16 protein-coding genes are annotated in these 21,553 nt (G+C 64.7%); 12 read left to right on the top strand and 4 right to left on the bottom strand.

Annotated elements, in window-relative coordinates; genetic code table 11:
* The first annotated feature begins 35 nt into the window (after window positions 1-35).
* The 6 genes from mtrB (at window position 36) to secA (ending at window position 9,551) form a co-directional block, all read left to right on the top strand.
* Complete coding sequence (gene mtrB / locus BACI348_RS13725; protein ID WP_236557562.1) at window positions 36-1,880, top strand: MtrAB system histidine kinase MtrB; 1,845 nt, start codon at window positions 36-38, stop codon at window positions 1,878-1,880.
* On the top strand, window positions 1,877-3,595 hold the full coding sequence (locus BACI348_RS13720; protein WP_159826638.1) for an LpqB family beta-propeller domain-containing protein: 1,719 nt from the start codon (window positions 1,877-1,879) through the stop codon (window positions 3,593-3,595). The genes mtrB and BACI348_RS13720 overlap by 4 nt, the downstream gene beginning before the upstream one ends.
* A gap of 81 nt (window positions 3,596-3,676) precedes the next feature.
* The gene (locus BACI348_RS13715) at window positions 3,677-4,600 is read left to right on the top strand and encodes a ComF family protein (RefSeq protein ID WP_236557561.1); all 924 of its coding nucleotides are present in this window, start codon (window positions 3,677-3,679) and stop codon (window positions 4,598-4,600) included.
* Between the two features lie 144 nt (window positions 4,601-4,744).
* The gene (hpf, locus tag BACI348_RS13710; RefSeq protein WP_159826636.1) at window positions 4,745-5,470 is read left to right on the top strand and encodes a ribosome hibernation-promoting factor, HPF/YfiA family; all 726 of its coding nucleotides are present in this window, start codon (window positions 4,745-4,747) and stop codon (window positions 5,468-5,470) included.
* 31 nt (window positions 5,471-5,501) lie between these two features.
* Entirely contained in the window at window positions 5,502-6,713 is a 1,212-nt protein-coding gene (locus BACI348_RS13705; protein ID WP_159826634.1) for a winged helix-turn-helix domain-containing protein, read from the top strand.
* A gap of 99 nt (window positions 6,714-6,812) precedes the next feature.
* On the top strand, window positions 6,813-9,551 hold the full coding sequence (gene secA / locus BACI348_RS13700; protein ID WP_159826632.1) for a preprotein translocase subunit SecA: 2,739 nt from the start codon (window positions 6,813-6,815) through the stop codon (window positions 9,549-9,551).
* Window positions 9,552-9,671: 120 nt separating this feature from the next.
* On the opposite strand, the gene BACI348_RS20715 is transcribed toward secA, so the two are convergent.
* On the bottom strand, window positions 9,672-10,160 hold the full coding sequence (locus BACI348_RS20715; protein WP_236557560.1) for an Rv3235 family protein: 489 nt from the start codon (window positions 10,158-10,160) through the stop codon (window positions 9,672-9,674).
* Between the two features lie 49 nt (window positions 10,161-10,209).
* Window positions 10,210-11,004: a LysM peptidoglycan-binding domain-containing protein gene (locus tag BACI348_RS13690; protein ID WP_159826630.1), complete on the bottom strand. Its 795-nt coding sequence runs from the start codon at window positions 11,002-11,004 to the stop codon at window positions 10,210-10,212.
* Between the two features lie 142 nt (window positions 11,005-11,146).
* On the opposite strand from BACI348_RS13690, the gene BACI348_RS13685 reads away from it, so the two are divergent.
* Entirely contained in the window at window positions 11,147-11,713 is a 567-nt protein-coding gene (locus BACI348_RS13685; RefSeq protein WP_159826628.1) for a hypothetical protein, read from the top strand.
* Window positions 11,714-11,752: 39 nt separating this feature from the next.
* Here the strand turns inward: BACI348_RS13685 and BACI348_RS13680 are convergent, their stop codons facing one another.
* On the bottom strand, window positions 11,753-11,968 hold the full coding sequence (locus tag BACI348_RS13680; RefSeq protein WP_018768505.1) for a helix-turn-helix domain-containing protein: 216 nt from the start codon (window positions 11,966-11,968) through the stop codon (window positions 11,753-11,755).
* Between the two features lie 156 nt (window positions 11,969-12,124).
* On the opposite strand from BACI348_RS13680, the gene BACI348_RS13675 reads away from it, so the two are divergent.
* The 4 genes from BACI348_RS13675 to BACI348_RS13660 are packed head-to-tail and all read left to right on the top strand — an operon-like array spanning window position 12,125 to window position 20,472.
* Window positions 12,125-12,769, top strand: coding sequence for a hypothetical protein (locus tag BACI348_RS13675; protein WP_159826626.1), 645 nt, complete (start codon window positions 12,125-12,127; stop codon window positions 12,767-12,769).
* Window positions 12,766-14,067 (top strand): CpaE/TadZ family protein, encoded by a 1,302-nt coding sequence (locus BACI348_RS13670; RefSeq protein WP_159826623.1) that lies wholly within the window; start codon window positions 12,766-12,768, stop codon window positions 14,065-14,067. The genes BACI348_RS13675 and BACI348_RS13670 overlap by 4 nt, the downstream gene beginning before the upstream one ends.
* A 56-nt stretch (window positions 14,068-14,123) precedes the next feature.
* Window positions 14,124-18,977: an NAD-glutamate dehydrogenase gene (locus BACI348_RS13665; RefSeq protein WP_159826621.1), complete on the top strand. Its 4,854-nt coding sequence runs from the start codon at window positions 14,124-14,126 to the stop codon at window positions 18,975-18,977.
* Between the two features lie 28 nt (window positions 18,978-19,005).
* Entirely contained in the window at window positions 19,006-20,472 is a 1,467-nt protein-coding gene (locus BACI348_RS13660; RefSeq protein WP_159826619.1) for a sensor histidine kinase, read from the top strand.
* Between the two features lie 93 nt (window positions 20,473-20,565).
* On the opposite strand, the gene BACI348_RS13655 is transcribed toward BACI348_RS13660, so the two are convergent.
* Window positions 20,566-20,814, bottom strand: a complete 249-nt coding sequence (locus BACI348_RS13655) for a WhiB family transcriptional regulator (RefSeq protein WP_015937605.1) — start codon at window positions 20,812-20,814, stop codon at window positions 20,566-20,568.
* A gap of 231 nt (window positions 20,815-21,045) precedes the next feature.
* Between BACI348_RS13655 and BACI348_RS13650 the strand changes: the two genes are divergently transcribed.
* Window positions 21,046-21,528 carry a hypothetical protein gene (locus tag BACI348_RS13650; protein WP_159826617.1) on the top strand — a complete coding sequence of 161 codons (483 nt, stop codon included), beginning with the start codon at window positions 21,046-21,048 and terminating at the stop codon, window positions 21,526-21,528.
* Window positions 21,529-21,553: the final 25 nt, after the last annotated feature.

Raw genomic sequence — 21,553 nt, 5'->3', positions numbered from 1 at the left:
CAGTTCCCCCCGGGGGACCTGCCAACGAGCCCGCCATGGAACGCCCTGCCGAGCCCCTCGGGGGGCCCCACCGGCAGGAGCATCACAATGTTCCCGAACACACTGACGCCCGCACCGCAGGCCTGAGGCGGCTGTCCTTCCAGGCCGGGATCTGGCGACGCCGTGCCGTGATTGTCAGCCTGCGCGTGGCACGGCTTGTGCGGACAGGCATCCGCAGGTTCCTCCCGGCCCTCCGCTACATCATTCGGGCAGTCCAGACGCGGTGGCGCCGGTCCTTGCAGTTCCGCACGGTCCTCACTACCTTGCTCCTGGCGATTACATCCTTCGCTGTGGTGGGCGCCTACCTTTCCAACCAGATCGCCAACAACCTCTTCCAGGAGAGGCTGACGCAGGCGGAGTCCGAGACGCGCTACAACGTGAAGCAGGTGCAGGACACGTTCGACGGCGCCCAGGTCACCGACCAGTCCAGCGTCATCACCCTGGTCTACGACACCCTCAACGCAGTGGAGGGCCGCGGCTCGGTGATCCAGCGGAGGTACGTCTTCGAGGCCATGCCTGAGCAGACAAAACCGCGGAACCGCTGGGTGGAGTCACGGGCTTCGGACCAGCTGACCGTCAGTGTCATTCCCCCGGAACTTCGCAAAGCCGTCCAGGAATCCGGGAAGGACCAGTACTGGGCATCCACGGTCATCCCGGTAGGCACCGAGGACCGTCCCGGCATCGCCGTGGGCAACAAGGTGACCTTCAACGGCACCGTCTATGAGCTCTACCTGATCTACGACCTCAACACCGCCCAGCAGACCCTCAACGAAATTCAGAGCGTCCTGTGGGCCGGCGGAGCAGTGCTGGTGCTGATGATCGGCGCCATTGCCTGGTACGTCACGCGCAACGTGGTCAGCCCGGTCAGCCACGCGGCCATGGTCTCCGAGAAGCTCGCCGCCGGCCAACTGCAGGAGCGGATGGTGGTCCGGGGTGAAGACGAGGTGGCACGCCTTGGCGCCTCCTTTAACCACATGGCAGCCAGCCTCCAGGAGCAGATCACCCAGTTGGCCACACTGTCCCAGATGCAGCAGCGCTTTGTCTCCGACGTCTCGCATGAGCTGCGGACACCATTGACCACCGTCCGGATGGCCGCCGAGGTACTGTACGACGCCCGCGACGATTTCGACCCCATTAATAAGAGGTCGGCGGAACTCCTGTACAACCAGGTGGAGCGGTTCCAGTCCCTCCTCTCGGACCTGCTGGAAATCTCCCGCTTCGACGCCGGCGTTGCCATGCTCGACGCCGAGCCGGAAGACATCCTGCAGGTGGTGGCGCATGTGATCGAAGGGGCGGCGCCCGTCGCCGCCGAATACGGTTCCCAGATCATCCTCAGCGCCCCCGCCGGTGCCGTCGTTGCCGAAATGGATGCCCGCAGGATTGACCGGATCCTGCGCAACCTCATCCTCAACGCCGTTGAACATGGCGAGGGCAGGCCGGTAACCGTTACCGTCGCAGCCAGCCAGACCGCCGTCGGAATTGCCGTCCGGGACCACGGCATTGGCATGACGCCCGCCGAAGCTGCCCGCGTCTTTGACAGGTTCTGGCGTGCAGACCCTGCCCGTGCCCGGACAACCGGGGGCAGCGGCCTCGGACTGTCCATCGCCATGGAGGACACCAAGCTCCACAACGGATGGCTGCAGGCGTGGGGCAAAAGGGGCAGCGGTGCCAACTTCCGGTTGACGCTGCCACTGCGCCAGGGGGAAGAGATCGATAAGTCACCTGTACAGCTGGAACCGGAGGACATCACCATCCCTGGCGGAACAGACAACAGGAACATGCTGGTCCTTGAGGCCGGCACTCCGCTGGCACCGGCGTCCGCTTCGAAGGAAACCCCATGACCGGCCGCGCCACGCCCCGGGCCAGGCTCGCTGCCTCAGCGCTGGTACTCCTGCTTGCCGTGCTGGCAGGCTGTGCACGGATTCCCACGTCCGGGCCGGTGGGCAAAAGCAGCGAGAGCAGCGCCGGAAACCTCAGCGCACCGGTGTTCCTGCCGGCAGCGCCGCAGCCCGGTGCGTCACCCGAGACCATCATCGACTACTTCTACCGTGCCGGCAGCGGCTACGAGGACGACTACGCTGTGGCCCGCCAGTACCTGACCCAGGCATCTTCGGTTTCTTGGAAGCCGGACCAGCGCGCGCTCGTTTACCGTGAAGCACGGGTGGTCCCCGGAGAGGCCGAGAACGTCTACAACTACGAGCTCGACGTCGCCTACACCGTTGACGCCGACGGCATCGCCACCCAGTCACCTGAGGGGACGATCGAAAAGATTCCCGTCACCCTCACCCAGGTGGACGGGGAATGGCGCATCTCTTCCCTTCCCGACGGGACGGCCATCGCCGAGGAAACGTTCAAGGTGATCTACGGCGCCTACCCCATCTACTTCTACGACCCCAGCTTCACGTACGCGGTGCCGGACGTGCGGTGGTTCATCAAGAACAAGACCGTCAAGGCGATGACCAGCGCCCTGCTCGCAGGCCCGGCACCATACCTGCGCGGCGCCGTGGCCAGTGCCTTTCCCTCAGGCATCAAACTGGCCCGGGAATCGGTGCCCGTTGTCTCCGGGGCAGCCCAGGTGGACCTGACCGCGAAGGAACTGACTGAAACGTCCCCGGAAGACCGGCTGCGCATGCAGATGCAGCTGACGCTGACCTTCCGCAGCCAGCCGGACGTGGTTAACGTCGAGCTCCGCGCCAACCAGGACCTGGTCCGGGTGGAGGACAACGGCTCAGTCCTGCCGCCGGTGGTGGACAAGAGCGTGCCGTCGCGGCAGATCGCGGTGAGCGGCAACGAGCTGGTCCGGTACGAGAACAACAGGATTTCACCGCTGCCGGACATGCAGCCGGTGTCGTCGCTGACCCCGCGGTTCCCTGCTGAATCGCCGGTATCGCAGACGGCGGCCTTCCTCAATGACAGCCGCACCACCCTCTACAGCATCAATCCCGGCCAGCCGGCACGGGCCCTGACAACACGCAGCACCCTGACCAGGCCATCCTTCGGCCTCAACGGCTGGCTGTGGTCGGCGGGCCCCGGAGCCACCGGCGGAACCGAAGTCGTTGCGTTCCGCCCCACCGGCGTGGCTGAGGGCGCCAACGTTCCCTCGGCCACCCTGACGCCGGCCTGGCTGGCCGGGCGGACGGTCAAGGAGTTCCGGATTTCGCGTGACGGAGTACGCGCGCTGGTGATCTCTGAACAAAACGGAAAGACGCGGGTGCAGGTAACCGGAATTATCCGCGGCGGAGACGGCACGCCCCGCGAGCTCACTCCTCCTGCCACCCTGGCCACCGAAAGCGCACCGGACCAGGGCGTGTGGGTCAGCGACACCACCGTAGCCGTCATGAAGGGGGCAGCCGGTTCGAACGTCACGCCGGAGCTGCTCTCGCTCACATCGGGACAGCCGCAGCAGCTCGCACCTTGGCCGGGCCTTGTGGCACTCAGCGCCGGCAACGGCCCGGAGGAAATCTACGCGCAGTCCGCGGAGGGCGTCTTCCAGCGGCTGGGCAACGGTTGGTCGCCGCAAATCAAGGGACCCATCGATCCGTCGTTCCCCGGCTGACTCTTTTCCCGATCCTCGGCGTTGTCCACATACATGCCCCTGCGTATGTCCCACACGGGCAAGGCAAGCAATGCTTGATCCGTGGGCAACAAGGCCAGGGCTTCAGCCGGAACACCGCGGACCGTCCGGGTGGATCCGGACCTCGTCCCGGCGGCGGAGTGGCCTGCCATGCACAGGTCCGGGCACCGGAGCACCTTGCTGCGCCTGCTGGACCAGGCGGCAGGCGCGGCGGGAGATCTCCTCGCGCTGGCTGTCCCGGTGGACTGCGTGTGCTGCGGTGCCGAGGACCGCGCCCTGTGCATCCCATGTGGACGCAACGTCCGCCGGCTGACACGCCAGCCGTTCCGTGCTGAACAGGGAGCTCCGGCCCTGGTGGATGTCGGGGGAAGGGTGCTGTTGCCGGTGGTGGCCGCCGGGGTGTACCGGGAGGAACTGGCACAAGCCTTGTTGTCCTTTAAACGGCACGGCCAGCACCAGCTCGCCGACAGCCTGGGGCGGGCGCTCGCCGTTGCCGTCCGGGCGGCCACCGACGGGACCGGCCCGGCCTGCCTGGTGCCGGTCCCCACCAGTAACGCAGCCTTCCTGAAGCGCGGCTTCAGCCCGGTGCACCTGCTCCTGCGCAACGTGTCCCGGCACATGCCGATACTCTCCGTGGAGAACGTCCTGGAAAAGAGCGGAACGGGATTGCTGCAGCTGCCCGGAGGCCAGAAAGGCCTGGACCGCGGCGGCCGGGCGAGCAGGGTCCGGGGATCCATGCGGGTCCGACGGCGGCTGCACAGCAGGGTGGCTGGACGCCGGTGCGTCATTGTCGACGATGTCCTCACCACGGGTGCCACACTGGCCGAAGCGGCCCGGGCTCTGCATCTGGCGGGCGCAGTTGTGACTGGCGCGGTGGTGCTCGCCGCGACACGCCCGCCCGATTCCGCGGGCTCCGGCGCTGCATCCCCTCAAGCCCGCGGCGATGAGCATGACTTAGAAAAAAATAAACCAGGAAAGGATGAATAACGGATGGCTATGAACTAACGTCGGTGGTGGGTACCAAGAACAGAATGTACCTGTCGATGGCGGCTCGGAAAGGGGCTTGACTGTCAATCAGATCGGCCCAGCGAAGTGCTGCCGTCGTGTCACCGAAGTCATTTGGAGGGCACCATGGAGTTTATGATCAGCGGACGAAATCTGACAGTCTCAGACCGGTTCCGCGAATATGCCGGTGAGAAGATCTCAAAAATTGAATCGCTGGGGGACAAGGTCCAGCGCGTCGATGCAAAAGTTTCAAAGGAGACCAATTCACGGCAGACCGGCGACCAGCTGACCGTTGAAGTGACAGTACTGGGCAGGGGACCGGTGATCCGCGCTGAAGCAAGCGCCGCTGATAAGTTTGCCGCATTCGACCTCGCATACAACAAGCTGCTTGAGCGGCTCCGCCGCGCGAAGGACCGCAAGAAGGTCCACCACGGACGCCACACACCGAAAGCCGTCCGTGAAGCCACTGCCACGCTGGAACCTGCCAGCGCCCACGAACCCATTTATGTCGAGGCGAGCCACCGCAGCGAAGCTGCCCAGGCCACCGCAGAGAAGTCTCCCTACGATGTCGACAACGACATCCCGGCCGGCGATTCCCCGGTCCTGATCCGGCGCAAGGTCTTCCCGGCATCCCAACTTTCCCTCGACGATGCCGTGGACAACATGGAACTGGTCGGCCACGATTTCTACCTTTTCGTGGATAAGGCCACCAATACACCGTCTGTTGTGTACCGGCGTCGCGGCTGGACCTATGGGGTCATCACCCTGGACCACGAGTGCGAACCGGGCAACACTGTGGTTGAGGAAAAAATTCTCGCGTACCGTTCCGACGACGCAGCAGCCAACGCCTAGGTGGTAATCACCACCCACAGAGAGGACTGATGTGGCGACGCTGAGCCTTGACCAGGCCCGGCGGATCGCTTTGGCAGCACAGGGACTCGACAAAGGACGGCCCACCGGCCCCGTGACATCACGGACGGTGGGCCGGACCTTTGCCCGGCTCCAGCTGGTCCAGATCGATTCCGTCAATGTGCTCGCCCGGAGTCATTTCCTCCCCTTCTTCTCGCGCCTTGGGAACTACGACCGCACCATCCTTCAGAGGATGTCAGCCAGTCATCCGCGGCGCATGGTGGAGTACTGGGCGCATGAAGCCAGCTACATCCGGCCCGAGCACTTCCCGGACCTCCGGCTGTGGCAGAAGCGCACCTGGGTCGGCGCCCACAGCATGGACCCAGCCCTGCGTGCCACCATCTCCGCCAGGATCCTGGAAACGCTCGCCACGGCACGGCCTCTGACCGCCTCCCAGCTTGCCGACAGGATCGGCCATGTCGAGGAAAAGCTGAACGACAACTGGGGGTGGAACGGGAGCGCCGTCAAGCGGGTGCTGGAGCACCTCTTCGAGGAGGGCCTGGTGTCGGCGGCCTCCAGGACTGAGCAGTTCGAGCGGCGGTACACGCTGGCCGCGAAGGTGTTTCCGGATTTGCCCATTGCGGAACCAGGGAATCTGGACCCCACACCTGCCCTGCACCGGCTGATCGATGCAGCTGCGCAGGCGCACGGCATCGGCACCGTGCGGTGCTTTGCTGACTACTTCCGCACCCCGGTTAAGGCAGCGGTGGCATCAGTGCAGCATCTGGTGGATGCCAGCAGGCTGAAGCCCGTCACGGTGACGGGCTGGAACCGTGAGGTGTTCCTCCACACGGAGGCCAGGTTGCCGCGGAGTGCCACAGGCCGGGCCCTGCTGAGCCCGTTCGACTCCTTGGTCTTTGAACGGCGCAGGCTCGAGGAACTGTTCGGCTTCCACTACCGGATCGAGATCTACACGCCGGAACACAAGAGACGGTACGGGTACTATGTCCTTCCCTTCCTCCTGCGGGACAGGATCGTGGGGCGCGTGGACCTGAAGGCGGACCGCGCAGGCGGGACACTGCTGGTGAAGTCCTCCTATGCCGAGCCTGGCGCCCCGCCGGACACCGCCGTCGAACTCGCGGCGGAACTTTGGCTGATGGCCGGCTGGCTGGGACTGTCCGGCGTGCAGGTCTGCCCCCGGGGCGACCTCGCCGGAGAACTGGCCAGGGCGGTGGCCGGCGGATAGTCCGCTCTCCGCTCTGAGGGAAAACAAGTACCGGTCCGGTGTCTCTCCCGTAGACTAAAAACGCCAGAATTCGGCGGCAAAGACTGGGAGCATCTTCACGTGGCATCACTTATCGAAAAACTTCTCCGCACGGGTGACAAAAAAACCCTCCGGCAACTGCGGAACTATGCCGACTCCATCAATGCCCTGGAAGACTCATTCAAGACCTTCACCGATGCCGAACTCCGCGAGGAAACGGACCGGCTGCGCGAACGCCACCAGGACGGTGAGAAGCTGGACGACCTGCTTCCGGAAGCCTTTGCCGCGGTCCGTGAAGCGTCTTCACGGACCCTGGGCATGCGCCACTTCGACGTCCAGCTGATGGGTGGCGCTGCACTGCACCTGGGCAACATCGCGGAAATGAAGACCGGTGAAGGCAAAACCCTGGTGGCAACCGCTCCTGCCTACCTCAATGCGCTCACCGGCAAGGGTGTCCACGTGGTCACCGTGAATGACTACCTGGCCGAATACCAGTCCGACCTTATGGGCCGTGTGTACCGCTTCCTTGGCCTCACCAGCGGCTGCATCCTGGCCAACCAGGATCCGTCCGTCCGACGCCAGCAGTACGCCGCCGACATCACGTACGGCACCAACAACGAATTCGGTTTCGACTACCTCCGCGACAACATGGCGTGGGACAAGGCCGAGCTGGTCCAGCGCGGGCACAACTTCGCCATTGTTGACGAAGTGGACTCCATCCTCATCGACGAGGCCCGGACACCGCTGATCATTTCCGGTCCGGCCCAGGGCGACACCAACCGTTGGTACAGCGAGTTCGCGAAGGTGGTCCTGCGGCTTCAGCCCGAGAAGGATTACGAGGTTGACGAGAAGAAGCGCACCGTCGGCGTCCTGGAAAGCGGCATCGAAAAGGTCGAGGATTATCTCGGGGTCGAGAACCTCTACGAGTCCGCCAACACGCCGCTGATCGGGTTCCTGAACAACGCCATCAAGGCCAAGGAACTGTTCAAGCGGGACAAGGACTACGTCATCCTTGACGGCGAAGTCCTGATCGTTGACGAGCACACCGGCCGTATTCTCGCAGGACGCCGCTATAACGAAGGCATGCACCAGGCCATCGAAGCCAAAGAAGGTGTCGAAATCAAGGCCGAGAACCAGACCCTGGCCACGGTGACGCTGCAGAACTACTTCCGCATGTACCACAAGCTTTCCGGCATGACCGGTACTGCCGAGACCGAGGCAGCCGAATTCATGGGCACGTACAAGCTCGGTGTGGTGCCGATCCCCACCAACCGGGACATGCAGCGCATCGACCAGTCAGACCTCGTTTTCAAGAACGAGACCGTCAAGTTCGACGCCGTGGTCAAGGACATCGCCGAGCGGCACGAAAACGGCCAGCCTGTGCTGGTGGGCACCACCAGCGTGGAAAAGAGCGAGTACCTGTCACGGCTCCTTGCCAAGGAAGGCGTCCGCCACGAGGTCCTGAACGCCAAGAACCACGCCCGCGAGGCCGCCATCGTGGCCCAGGCCGGCCGCAAGGGCGCCGTCACCGTTGCCACCAACATGGCCGGCCGCGGTACCGACATCATGCTCGGCGGTAACGCTGAATTCACTGCGGTGGCCGAGCTGGCCAAACGCGGCCTGGACCCGGAAGAGAACTCGGAGGAGTACGAGGCGGCGTGGCCGGCAGCCCTGGAAGCCGCCAAGCAGTCCGTCAAGGATGAACACGAGGAAGTACTGAACCTGGGCGGCCTCTACGTGCTGGGCACGGAACGGCATGAATCACGCCGGATCGACAACCAGCTCCGCGGCCGCTCCGGCCGCCAGGGCGACCCCGGAGAATCCCGGTTCTACCTTTCCCTCACTGACGACCTCATGCGGCTCTTCAACTCCGGCGCGGCGGAACGCCTGATGAACAGCTCGGTGCCGGACGACGTCGCACTGGAGTCCAAGCTCGTCTCCCGCGCCATCGCGTCCGCGCAGGGCCAGGTGGAGGGCCGCAACGCCGAGCAGCGCAAGAACGTCCTGAAGTACGACGACGTCCTCAACCGCCAGCGCGAGGCCATCTACGGCGACCGGCGCCGGATCCTCGAGGGCGACGACCTGCACGAGAAGGTGCAGTTCTTCGTGGAGGACACCATCACGGCGCTGATCGACGCGGCAACGGCGGAAGGCAACGGGGATGACTGGGACTTCCACCAGCTCTGGACCAACCTCAAGACCCTCTACCCGGTCAGTGTCACCGCCGAAGAGATCATCGAAGAAGCCGGCGGAAAGTCCAGGCTCACCGTGGAGATGCTGAAGGAAGAGCTGCTCTCCGACGCCCGCGTGGTCTACCAGGCCCGGGAAGAGTCAATCGGCTCCGAGAGTATGCGGGAGCTGGAACGCCGGGTCGTGCTGTCTGTTATCGGGCGTAAATGGCAGGAACACCTGTACGAGATGGACTACCTGAAGGAAGGCATCGGCCTGCGGGCCATGGCCCAGCGGGATCCGCTCGTTGAGTACCAGCGTGAGGGCTTCGCCATGTTCCAGAGCATGATGGAAGCCATCCGCGAGGAAAGCGTAGGGTTCCTCTTCAACCTCGAAGTCGAAGTCACCCCCGCCCAGGACGTGGTTGTGGCCGACGACCAGGGCGGGCACACCGAGCATGTCGAGCCGCAGGTGCGGGCTGCCGGCCTGGAAGCCCCGGCGCAGCCTGCCCAGCTGCAGTACACGGCCCCCCGTGAGGATGGCGGCACCCAGACCCGGGTGGAAACCCGGTCCTCCGGACGCTCCGGGAACCCCGCCAAGGCGGCAGCGCAGGATGCGGCAAAGCGTCCTGCCAAGAAGAAGAAGCGCTGACCGCAGGCTGAACAGGCGGGCGGAAGCAGAAGAATAATGGAGCAGGGCCGGGATGAATGTCTTCCGGCCCTGCTCCGCTTTTCGCGGCATTTACCGCAGCGCTCCCGCCAGGCCGGCCCCTCAGCCGATAACAAGCTCGGTTACCCGCCATACCTGCTTGCTCCGCTCCAGCCGGATCGCCACGGCGCGGGCACGGACGTCATCCACCACCACGGCGCTGGCCTCATATATGCCCTCGTCCACCTCACAGACACGGACCGCACGGACCGCGGAATTCCTGTGCAGCCGTGCCAGTGCGGGGTTGTTCGTCCGGGCGGCTTCGCGCCTAATCAGGCACGCGCGGTGCTGCAGTGCCGACAGGCACCGCGGATCGAGCCGGCCGGCAAGCTGGTGGATGGGACGGATACCGGCCAGTACTTCCATTGCGGCCTGCACGGTGCTGCGGGCGACGGCACGCACCTCGGGGAGCTCGTCAATAGGCCGCAACCCTGCCGGGGGCCCTGAGTGGGTTGGTGTCAATCCGCGGCCGGGACCCGGCAGGACACTCCGCGGTGGGTTCGCTGTTCTGGCAAGTTCGTGGCCGGCCCGGATCGGTGTCACTGCAGTCATTGCTTTCCCCTTAGTTGGCGGCTGAGATGGTCCCGAGCCGTGTGGTTGGTTATGCCGCGGAGGGCGGCTGAAGGATTTGTCCCGGAAGCAATACATCGGGATCCATGCCGATGACGGCCCGGTTGGCCTCGTACCATCGGGGCCACTGCATGGCGATTTCCACGTCCGACGCGCCCGGCCCCATGGCGGCGGCGGCAATGTCCCACAACGTGTCTCCGGCGAGGACCGTCACTGCTGCGGAGTCTGTTCCCGTGCTATTGATGCTGCGTGCTGCCGGGGCGGCCAGCAGCCCCGGGCTCACCACCGGGGCGGCAGGTTGCCAGCCCGGATCGATTGTGGAAGGGGCAACTGCGGCGTCCGTTAGCGCTCTTTCCAGCGGTGGAGGAGCTACCGCTGGACTGCTGGGGTTTGTGTGAGGTGCCGGCGCGCCGGACACGTACTCCTGGGTAGGAGCCCACTGCGGACCTGGAACGGCCGCATCGGCGTGCGCAGCAGGCCCGCTTACCAACTGGACTGAAAGGGCGGCCAGAACCAGCCGTTGCATGAATGCCGGTGAGAGCCTGCGCGTTATTGCTGCGGCGCGGAATTGTCCCATCTTCTGGAGGGCTGCCGTAGCTCCGGCCAGAAGCAGGGAGAGAAACCACCAGGCCACCAGGACGGTTCCGCTGACGGCCGCCGCCGCGCCCAGCAGGTCCTCCGCATGGCGCCCCTGTCCGCGGGCGGAGGACAGGTGCCACTGCTCAAGCAGACCGGCTCCCGCAGACCAAAGCAGGACCCCAAGCAGCAGTATTGCCACGGCGCTTGCGGCGTCCGCCCGGGTAGCCGATGCTGATTGCTTTGCCATGAATAATTCCTTTTTGATGCAGTTTGATGTCGTTTGATGCAACTGGGTTCAGTTTGCCCTGAGTTTTCCTGCTTTGTCCAGACGTTGGAGAGAAAAACCCGGGTGCGTTGACCCGGCGCCAGCGGCGCCCTACGCTGGCCGAATGCGCTGGGATGCACTCTTTTATGACCTGGAAAGCCAATTCACCGAGGCGGACAGGCTGGCTATCGACGCGGAAGTCAACGAGCGGGCCAGGGTGGAAATGGTCGGACTGGAACTTGCGGACCGGCTGCGCGGGGTGCTGGGCTGCCGCATTACCGTCCACCTGGCGGCAGGGGACTCGTTTTCAGGCACGCTGATGCACGTAGGCGGAGATGCCCTGGTCCTGCACGAGGAGCAGCATCAGATCCTTATTCCCTATGCGGCGGCAGCGCGTTACCTGGGGTTGGGCAGGCTCTCGGCCACGGAAGCGTCGTCGGTCCGGCGGCGGTTGGGGCTTTCCCATGCTTTGCGTTCGATGGCACGGGACAGGGCGGTACTTACGGTCCTCGTGGGGAATGCGTCGGGGTCTGTTGGGTTGGCCGGGGTCATTGACCGGGTAGGCAAGGACTATTTGGACCTGGCTGTCGTTGTTCCCGGTGAGGCGAGGCGCAGCAACCAAGTCAGCCAGGTTGCCACCATTCCCTTTGCGGCCCTGGCCGCCATCAGGTCACGCCGGACAGCGGAGTGAGCGCGGGCCCGCGTTCAAGGGATCGACAGCGGGCGGGAGTCAGACCGACTTGGACCTGGACTCCTGGATCATGCGGCTTGCCTCCGCATAGCGTTCCTCGATGTACTGCTCAAGCATCTTTTCCTCGACGCGCCACTGTCCGCGGCCGCCCACCTGGATGGCCTTGAGCTCGCCGCTTCGCACTAAGGCATATGCAGCCGGGGAATTGATCTGGAGCTGTTCCGCGACATCTGCGAGCGTTAGAAACCTGGGCATGCATCCATTTTGCCACCGGTGGGTGCGCTTTGCTGGCCTTATCCACAATTTGACCTTGTTTGTGGTTATGACTTTCGTTCCTGGGCACCCGCGGCAACAATTGGAAGTCCGGGCACACTGTGCAGTCCCGGGGCACATTGGGGGGAGAGAAAAGTCATGGTTCCTGAGTCATCTGCTGCGGCGGCCAGGCTGAAGCGGCCTTCCTGGAAGGATCCGCGCCTGCTGGTAGGTGTGCTCCTCGTGCTGGTATCCGTGGCCGGCGTAGTTTTCCTGGTGGGCAGCGCGGACCGGACCACGGAAGTCTTTGCTGCCCGGGACGGCATCGCAGTGGGGGAAAAGCTCACATCCGACAACGTCGTGCGGGCCAAGGTCAGGCTAGGGGAAACCGAGTCCCAGTACATAACGGCCGAGTCGGGGTTGCCCGAGGGCATGGTTGCCGTGCAACGGATCGGCAAGGACCAGCTCGTTCCGCGGGCCAGCCTCGGAGCAGTGGATGAACTCGACCGTAAGCCCGTCGCCCTCACGATTGAGGAAACCCTGCCGGCCCAGGCTGTCCCGGGCGCCAGGGTTGACGTGTGGGTGGCACAACCCGACGCCCGGAATGGATTCAGTGAACCCAAACTCCTGCTCCCCGGGGCTGAGATTGCCGAGGTTACCCAAGGCGCCACTGCTCTCGGATCGTCCCGGACCACTGTAATGATGGTGCTCGTCGAGGACTCCCGGATGCCGGCCCTTCTCGGCGCGCAAGCCAATGAGGCGAAAATCTCCGTGGTCTGGAACCCGGGAGGCGGCACCCGATGAGCATTCCCGTCGTCACCGTCGGGCAAAGCCGCGAGGACGTGGTGGGCGGGCTGGAACGCCTGCACGGTCCGGTGACCGTGGTGCGACGATGTGCGGAACTGACCGAACTGTTGGCGGCCTGCCAAAGCGGCCTGGCGCGGGCTGCGGTGGTGGCCGACGGATCCGAGGACCTGACCGCCTCCCTGGTAGACCGCCTGGGTGCCGTCGGCGTGGCCGTCATCGCCCTGACCGACTCGGCTGAAGAAGCTGCCCGGCTGCGGGGGATAGGAGTGGCCTCAGCCCTGACCGGGGTGGAATCAGCGGTCCTCTCGGACAGGATTGCCGAGGCCGTGGCCCACCTGACGGGGGGTGGATCCGGATCCCTAAGCGCCACTGCCGACCCAGGCGCGGCCCTCACCCCCGTTCAAGCGGACGCGGGGAAGAATCCCCACGCCCCCGGCCGTGGGGAAATCATCGCAGTTTGGGGTCCCGCCGGCTCCCCGGGACGGACGCTCGTTGCAGCAAATATCGCGGGGGAACTGGCCGCCGAAGGAAAATCGGTCCTCCTCGTGGACGCCGACAGTTACGGTGCAAGCATCGCGGCGGTGCTGGGGCTGATGGATGAATCCGCCGGACTCGCCCAGGCCTGCAGGCTCGCTGACCAAGGCCTGTTGGATGCAGAAACGCTGCGGAGGGTGGCCACTCCCGTCGCCACGAAACTCGGCTCCTTTCGTGTGCTCACCGGAATCACGCGCGCGGACCGCTGGACGGAACTTCGGGCATCAGCACTCGCACTGGTTTTTGAATGCGCCAGGCAGGTTGCCGACGTTGTTGTGGTGGACACCGGCTTCTGCCTTGAGGCTGATGAGGAGCTGAGTTTTGACACCATGGCTCCGCGCCGGAACGCGGCCACCCTGCGCTCCCTTGAACTTGCCGATACTGTTTACGCGGTGGGCGCCGCCGACCCCGTTGGCGTGCCGCGGCTGGTACGTGGCCTTGCGGAGCTCGAGGCTGCGGTGCCGCAGGCCGCGCCTGTCGTGGTGATCAACAAGGTCCGCTCCTCATCCGTCGGACGGGGTCCGGAGCGGCAGTTGCAGGATGCCTGGGCGCGGTACGGCCCGGCGTCGGAGCTCAAAGCATTCCTGCCCCACGATGGAGCAGCGACGGACGCGGCGCTGCTCGGCGGATCGCTGCTGCTGGAGGCGGCACCCGATTCGCCGCTTCGCCGCGCCATTGCCCAACTCGTTTGTGCACCCGCCCAGCAAAAGTCAAAAACCTTTGTATTTTCTTCCACAGCACGGCGGAAACTAAAAGACTAGGCTCGCCGTAAGAGCTGCGACGGTGCAGCGAAGACTTGTGATGGAGGCGTTTGTCGATGTCGTCTGGATCCAGCGTGGAGGATCAGCCCCTTTCCATTGACGGCCATGAAGGCTTTCTTGGGGACTACTATGAGCACCTCGCCGAAGAAGACGCCCGGAGCTACACCGGGAACGTGCTGACCGCCCGGGCCGAAGGCCACCGGAACGTCGCTTCCCTCCGGAAGCCCGGCGAAGCCAACATTTCCATCGTGGACGAAGAAGACAGCAGTGTGGTCTTCGTGGTCACCGACGACATGCCCTTCCTCGTTGACTCCGTCAACGCGGAGCTCGTCCGTCAGCACGCTGCCATCCGGCTGGTGGTCCATCCGCTGTTCGTTGCCACCCGAAACCGGGAAACCGGCGCCCTGGTGAAGGTCAACAAGGTCCCGTCCCACATCGGCATCTCCAGCGGTGACACCGCTGCCATGCCCAATCTTTCCCACCTCATTGCCCAGGGCGAAAACGCCTCGTACATGGAGTCGTGGATCGCCGTCGAAATCAGCCGCGTTTCCGATGAAGCCAAAGCGGCGCTGCTGGAAGGCCTGCGGCGGGTCCTCAACGATGTCCGGGCCGCGGTGGAAGACTGGCCGAAAATGCGCCAGAAAGCCCTGGAAATCGCCGAGAACCTGGACAAGGTGGCCAACCCCGCGCAGATAGCGGAGCTGCGCCAGGCCCAGGACCTCCTGCATTGGCTCGACAACGGCAACTTCACGTTCCTGGGCTACCGCGAATACGATCTGGTGACGGTGGATGGGGAAGACGTCCTGGAACTGCGCGAGGGCAGCGGCCTGGGGCTGTTGCGCCCGGCCGCGGATTCACCGCACATCCAGCACCTCACGGACACCGGCCGGAAGAAGGCCCGGGAAAAGCGTGCCCTGGTCATCACGAAGGCTAATTCCCGCTCTACTGTCCACCGGTCCGCATACCTGGACTACATCGGCGTCAAGAGTTTTGACGCGGCGGGCAACGTCAACGGTGAACAGCGCTTCATCGGCCTCTTCGCCACCAGCGCCTACACCGGCTCTGTGCGCAGCATCCCCATCGTCCGGGAAAAGGTGGACGCCGTCCTGAACCGCGCAGGCTTCCCGCCGGACTCACACTCAGGCAAGGACCTCCTGGGCATACTTGAAACCTACCCCAGGGATGAACTCTTCCAGATTGAAGTCCCGGACCTTGCCGCCACAGCCCTGGGCATCCAGAAACTGCAGGAGCGCCGGCGCACCCGGCTGTTCCTGCGGCCGGACATCTACGGCCGTTTCATGTCCGCTGTGGTGTACCTGCCCAGGGACAGGTACACCACCAACGTCCGGCTCCGCATCGAGCAGGAACTGCGCGAAACTTTTCAGGCCGTGTCCATCGACTACGAAGCCCGGATGACGGAGTCCGCCCTCGCCAGGCTCTTCTTCCGCATCCGCCTGCCCAAGGGCGCCGACGTCAGCCACGTCAACACCGAAGAACTGGAAAAACGGCTGGTTCTCGCCGCCCGCTCCTGGAGCGAAGGCATCGCGGACGTGCTGCGTGAAAGCCGCGACGTCCCCAACGCCAAGGAATTGGCGGCCATCTGGTCGGAGGCTTTCCCCGCCAGCTACCGGGTGGACTACGAAGTCGAGGATGCCCTCGAGGACATCGCCCGCTTCGAAAAGTACGGTGCGGCCGCGGAACGGACGGCAGGTGCTAAACAGGAACGCCCCGGCGTCCACGTCTACCTTCCGGAAGGGGCGGGCGCCACGCTGGAGGAGGACGCCCGGGTCAAGCTCTACATGCTGGAGCCGAAGAGCCTGAGCCAGATCCTTCCCTTCTTCCACAACCTTGGCCTGGAAGTGCTGGACGAGCGCCCGTTCGAAATTGAAACAGCGGACCGCCGCGACTTCTTCCTTTATGACCTCGGCTTGAAGTACCCGGCCGGGGTGGATCCGCTGGCCACCAGCCAACTGCTGGCCGATTCCTTTGGTGCCGCGGTGACCGGTGCAGCCGAGTCCGACGCGTTTGACAGGCTGGTCCTCCGGGAGGGCCTGCAGTGGCGGCAGATCACGGTGCTGCGTGCCTACGCCAGGTACATGCGCCAGATGGGGAACACCAACTCCTTCGGGTTCATGGCGGACACCCTCCTTGCGAACCCCGATGTGACCAGGGGCCTCAGTGCGCTGTTCGCCGCCCGCTTTGATCCCTCGCTGAGTGCAGAAGAGCGGCTTGAGGCTCAGGCGTCCGTGCACGAGGAGCTGTCGGAGGCCATTGAAAAGGTGGCAACCCTTGACGCCGACCGGGTGCTGCGGACCTTCGTGAACCTGATCGAGTCAACCCTGCGGACCAACTTTTACCAGTACAAGCCGCATCTGAGCTTCAAGCTCGATCCGGCACAGATCAAGGGCCTGCCCTTCCCGCGCCCGATGTTCGAGATCTGGGTCTACGCGCCCCGCGTCGAGGGCGTCCACCTCCGGTTCGGAAAGGTGGCCCGCGGCGGCCTGCGCTGGTCCGACCGGCGCGAAGATTTCCGTACCGAGGTCCTTGGTCTCGTGAAGGCGCAGACGGTGAAGAACGCCGTCATCGTGCCCACCGGTGCGAAGGGCGGTTTCTTCGCCAAGCAGCTCCCGGACCCCGCCGTGGACCGCTCCGCCTGGATGACCGAAGGCATCGAAAGCTACAAGACGTTCATCCGCGGCCTGCTCGACCTCACGGACAACCTGCTCACGGAGGGCGACGGCGAACGCCTCGTGCCGCCGTCGGACGTTGTACGGCACGACGGCGATGATTCGTACCTCGTGGTGGCGGCCGACAAGGGAACCGCCACCTTCTCCGACATCGCGAACGGGCTGGCCGGCGAATACGGGTTCTGGCTGGGCGATGCCTTTGCCTCCGGCGGATCGGTGGGCTATGACCACAAAGCCATGGGCATCACCGCACGGGGCGCATGGGAATCAGTGAAGCGCCACTTCAGCGAGCTCGACCTGGACACCCAGACGGAGCCATTCAGCGTGGTGGGCGTGGGAGACATGTCCGGCGACGTGTTCGGCAACGGCATGCTCCTCTCCCGCCACATCCGGCTGGTCGCGGCGTTTGACCACCGGCACATCTTCCTGGACCCCAACCCGGACGAGGAGACCTCGTTTGTGGAGCGGCAGCGCTTGTTCGAGCTGCCCAGGTCCTCATGGGACGACTACAACAAGTCCCTGATCAGCGAAGGCGGGGGAGTATTCGCCCGCCAGGCGAAGTCGATTCCGTTGTCAGCCCAGGTGCGCGCGGCCTTGGGGCTTCCTGCGGACACCACGGAACTCAGCCCGCCCGAACTCCTCCGCGCCATCCTGCTGGCGCCCGCGGACCTGCTGTACAACGGCGGCATCGGAACGTACGTCAAGGCGAGCACCGAATCCAACGCCTCCGTGGGGGACAAGGCGAATGACGCCATCCGCGTGGACGGCAAGGACCTGCGGGTCAAGGTGGTCGGCGAAGGTGGAAACCTTGGCATGACGCAGCGTGGCCGTATTGAAGCAGCGCTGCAGGGGGTCATCCTCAACACTGACGCCATCGACAACTCTGCCGGCGTTGACTGCTCGGACCACGAGGTCAATATCAAGATCTTCGTGGACCGGATGGTGGCCGCCGGGAAGCTGTCGGCGGAAGAGCGTGCAGGGTTCCTGGCTTCGATGACCGATGAGGTGGGCCGCCTGGTCCTTGAGGACAACATCGACCAGAACATCCTGCTGCTGAATGACCGTACCCGCGTGGCTGAGTGGAGCCCGAGCTACGAGCGGCTGATGGATTGGCTGGAGAAGAAGGCCGACCTGAACCGGGAACTGGAGGCACTGCCCACCACGGAGGAACTGCACGAGCGGCTCCAGCAAGGCCAGGGCCTGACCTCCCCGGAGCTGTCAGTGCTGGCCGCCTACGCCAAGATCGAACTGGCGTCCGCGCTGCGGGACAGTGACCTGGCGGACGATCCCTGGTTCCGGAAGACGCTGCGTGCCTCCTTCCCTGAGCAGTTGCGGGAACGCTTCGACGCGGACCTGGACACGCATCCGCTGCGCCGCGAAATCATCGCCACCGTGGTGGCCAACGACATGATCAACCTCGGCGGCATCACCTTCGCCTTCCGGACCATGGAAGAGACGTCGGCCTCCGAAGTCGCTGTGGCCAAAGCATTTGTTGCCCTGCGTGAGGTGTACGAGCTTGATGAGATGGTGGAGGAGCTGAACAGCCTGCCGGCGTCGTTCCCCACTGAGCACTGGAGCAACGTCCACCTGGACATCCGGCGGCTGCTTGACCGGGCCGTCCGCTGGTTGCTGGGACAGGGCAGTGTGTCCCGGCCCATCGCGGAGGTCGTGGACGAAGTCAAGCCCCTCGTGGAGCCGATGCGGGCCCGCCTGCTGGACTACCTGCGCGGCGATGACCGGGACCGGGTGGCCGGGTGGCTTGAAAAAGCGCGTGAGTGGGAGCTTCCCGAAGGGCTGGCGCTGCGCTGGGCGGAGCTCTTCGAGAGCTTTGCCCTGCTGGATATCGCCAAGATCGCCCGGGTGCGCAAGAACCCCGTGGAGGAGATAGCGGCGGTCTACTACACCGTCTTCAACCGCTTCCACGCTGATTCGCTCCTGGAACGGATCAGTAGCCTGCCGCGGCAGGACCGCTGGCAGGCACTGGCCCGTGCCGCGCTGCGCGATGACCTGTACTCCACCGTTTCGGACATTACGACGGCGGTGCTGGACGCCACCGCCGCGTCCGACTCGCCGGAGGCGCGGCTGAAGGACTGGGAAGCGCAGAACGCCGAGCAGCTGAGCAGGGCGAAGAGCATGTTCGATGAGGTCAATGCCCTCGAGGCCGACGATATGGCCTCACTGTCGGTAGCATTGAGGCTCTTGAGGTCAATCGTTCGACGCTAGCCGGTGCGGCGTCGCAAATGGAGGTGCAGTGGCAATCTTTACGGACCCTATCAGGGAACACGCTGATTTCGGGCCGGGCGATGCCGAATGGCTGCACCTCCTGGTGGGGGACTGGCAAATGGTGGCGGACCTGGCGTTCGCTGACCTGGCACTCTGGTTCCCCCACCCAGACCACGGGTACGTGGCTCTGGCGCACGTCCGGCCATCCACCACCCACACGGTGTTCCATGGCGACTTCGTGGGCGACCCCATCCGGTCGGATCTCCAGCCGCTGGTGGACAAGGCCTGGAACAGCCGGTCCATCGAGCGATCCAGCGAAACCAACTGGAGCAGCGACATGGCGCTTCGGGTGGAAGCCGTTCCGATGGTGCGGAACGGGCGCACCCTCGCCGTGGTCACCACGCACATGGACCTTTCGAGTTCGCGGATGCCCTCACGGCTTGAGCTGACGTACCGGCAATGTGCCTATGACCTGCTGCGGATGGGTACCCTGGGGCTGTGGCCGGACTTCGCCTCGCCTACGGGTTCGCGCCGCGGCGCCCCGCGGGTGGGGGATGGGCTGATCAGGCTGGACGCCGAGGGCGTGGTGCAGTACGCGAGCCCCAACGGCGTGTCAGCTTTCCGGCGCCTCGGTGACGGCGAATCGCTCGAGGGACGCTCGCTTGCCGAGGTCACGGCCAGCCTGCTGAAGGACCGCCGGATGGTGGACGAGACCTTGCCGCTCGTAGTCACGGGCCGGATGCCGTGGCGCAGCGAAATCGAGTCCCGGGGTGTGAGCTTGTCACTTCGGGCCATTCCACTGCGTGACGAGCAGCAGCGCTTCGGCGCGCTGGTCCTCTGCCGCGACGTGTCCGAGCTCCGGCGCCGAGAGATGGAGCTGGTGACCAAGGATGCCACCATCCGCGAAATCCACCACCGGGTGAAGAACAACCTGCAGACCGTTGCCGCGCTGTTGCGCATGCAGTCCCGCCGGATGGTGAGCGACGAAGCGAAACAGGGGCTCGAGCAGGCGATGCGCCGCGTGGCCACCATCGCCCTGGTTCACGAAACATTGTCCCAAGGCCTGACGCAGAGCGTGGATTTCGACGAGCTGATCGGCCGGCAGTTCCGGTTGTCGGCGGAGGTTGCGTCGCCATCTCAGCAAGTGCGGACTAAACGTTCCGGAATGTTCGGCGAGCTGCCGAGCGATTTCGCCACTCCGCTGGCGTTGGTGATCAACGAGCTGGTCACCAACGCTGTGGAGCATGGACTTGAGGGAAGGACGGGAACGGTGTGGCTTTTGGCCGATCGTTCCGACGGTGATGAGGGCGAGGAACTCACCGTCACCATTGCCGACGACGGCGTGGGCCTTCCCGATACACCCCGTGTTGAGGGGTTGGGGCTGCAGATCGTCCGCACGCTTGTCACCAGCGAGCTTGGCGGGACCATCCAGTGGCTGCCCCGCGACGGCGGCGGCACCTCCGTCCAGATCCGGCTGAACCTGACGGCCAAGTAAGCTGGAGCCATAAAAAGGCCCCGGCCGCATCCCTTGCGGGTTGCGGCCAGGGCCTTTTCTAAGTTCTTCAGCCGTTAAGGTGCCTTCGAATAATCAAGAGGCCCGGCGGGCGCGGGCTGCCCGGCGCTTCAGGGCGCGGCGCTCGTCTTCGCTCATGCCGCCCCATACCCCGGCGTCCTGGCCCGACTCCAGAGCCCACTGCAGGCATGTGTCCACTACCGGACACCGGCGGCAGACGCTTTTGGCTTCCTCGATCTGCAGGAGCGCCGGACCTGTGTTTCCTACGGGGAAAAACAGTTCCGGGTCCTTTTCGAGGCACGCTGCGCGGTTACGCCAATCCATGCTGATCAGTTGCTCCATTTCTGGGAAGTGCCCTTTGTGAAATTATTCACTAGTAGCTACAAAGGAAAGGGGCCCGGCAGGGCCCCGTTGGTCATCTGAATCAAGCCTGTCATGTTAACGCTGTGTAAACAAGGGGTAATTAGGCTTGAAATCCCCGGAGAGCTGAGCGATACATCACAGTGGTGGTATTGGGCCTCACCACTGTCCGACTATGTCCGGTAGGGTGCCAGTGTGTCAAGAGCTCCCGAAAACCCCGCAGACCCCCGGAATCCGTCAGAGGGGTCCTGGCCGAAGCAGCCGGATGGGGGAGCCAGCCGGGTACGGCCGCCCGCTGTGCTTGTGGTGGCGGTGATTGTCGCCGCCGAGGCAACTGCCCTGTTGGCGGCGGCGGCCTGGTACGGCTACCAGCTGTTTGCTGGAAGCCCGGTGATGTCTTTCTGGGGCGCTGTCTTTACCCTGGGGCTGCTGCTGGCTTTTTCGACCTGGCTGTACACGGTGTCACTGTATCTCTACCGGGGTTACCGGTGGACCAGGGCCGCTGCCTTGGTGGCCCAGTTGTTTGTCCTCACCATAGGCTTCCCCACACTGAGTGCCGGCCTTCCCATCGCGGGGCTGGCGATGCTGCTCCCCGCTGCCACCGCGGTTGTGCTCCTGTTCCACAACAAGGTCATCAGTTTCGCCTCCCGCACGGGAAGCTCGACGCCGGCCCTCTGACGGGGGGGCTGTACCTTTGCCGGAC

Origin of the sequence: Arthrobacter sp. 9AX, from assembly GCF_902506095.1 — a bacterium.
Taxonomy (GTDB): Bacteria; Actinomycetota; Actinomycetes; order Actinomycetales; family Micrococcaceae; genus Arthrobacter.
This window is presented reverse-complemented; position numbering and strand designations above follow the sequence as displayed.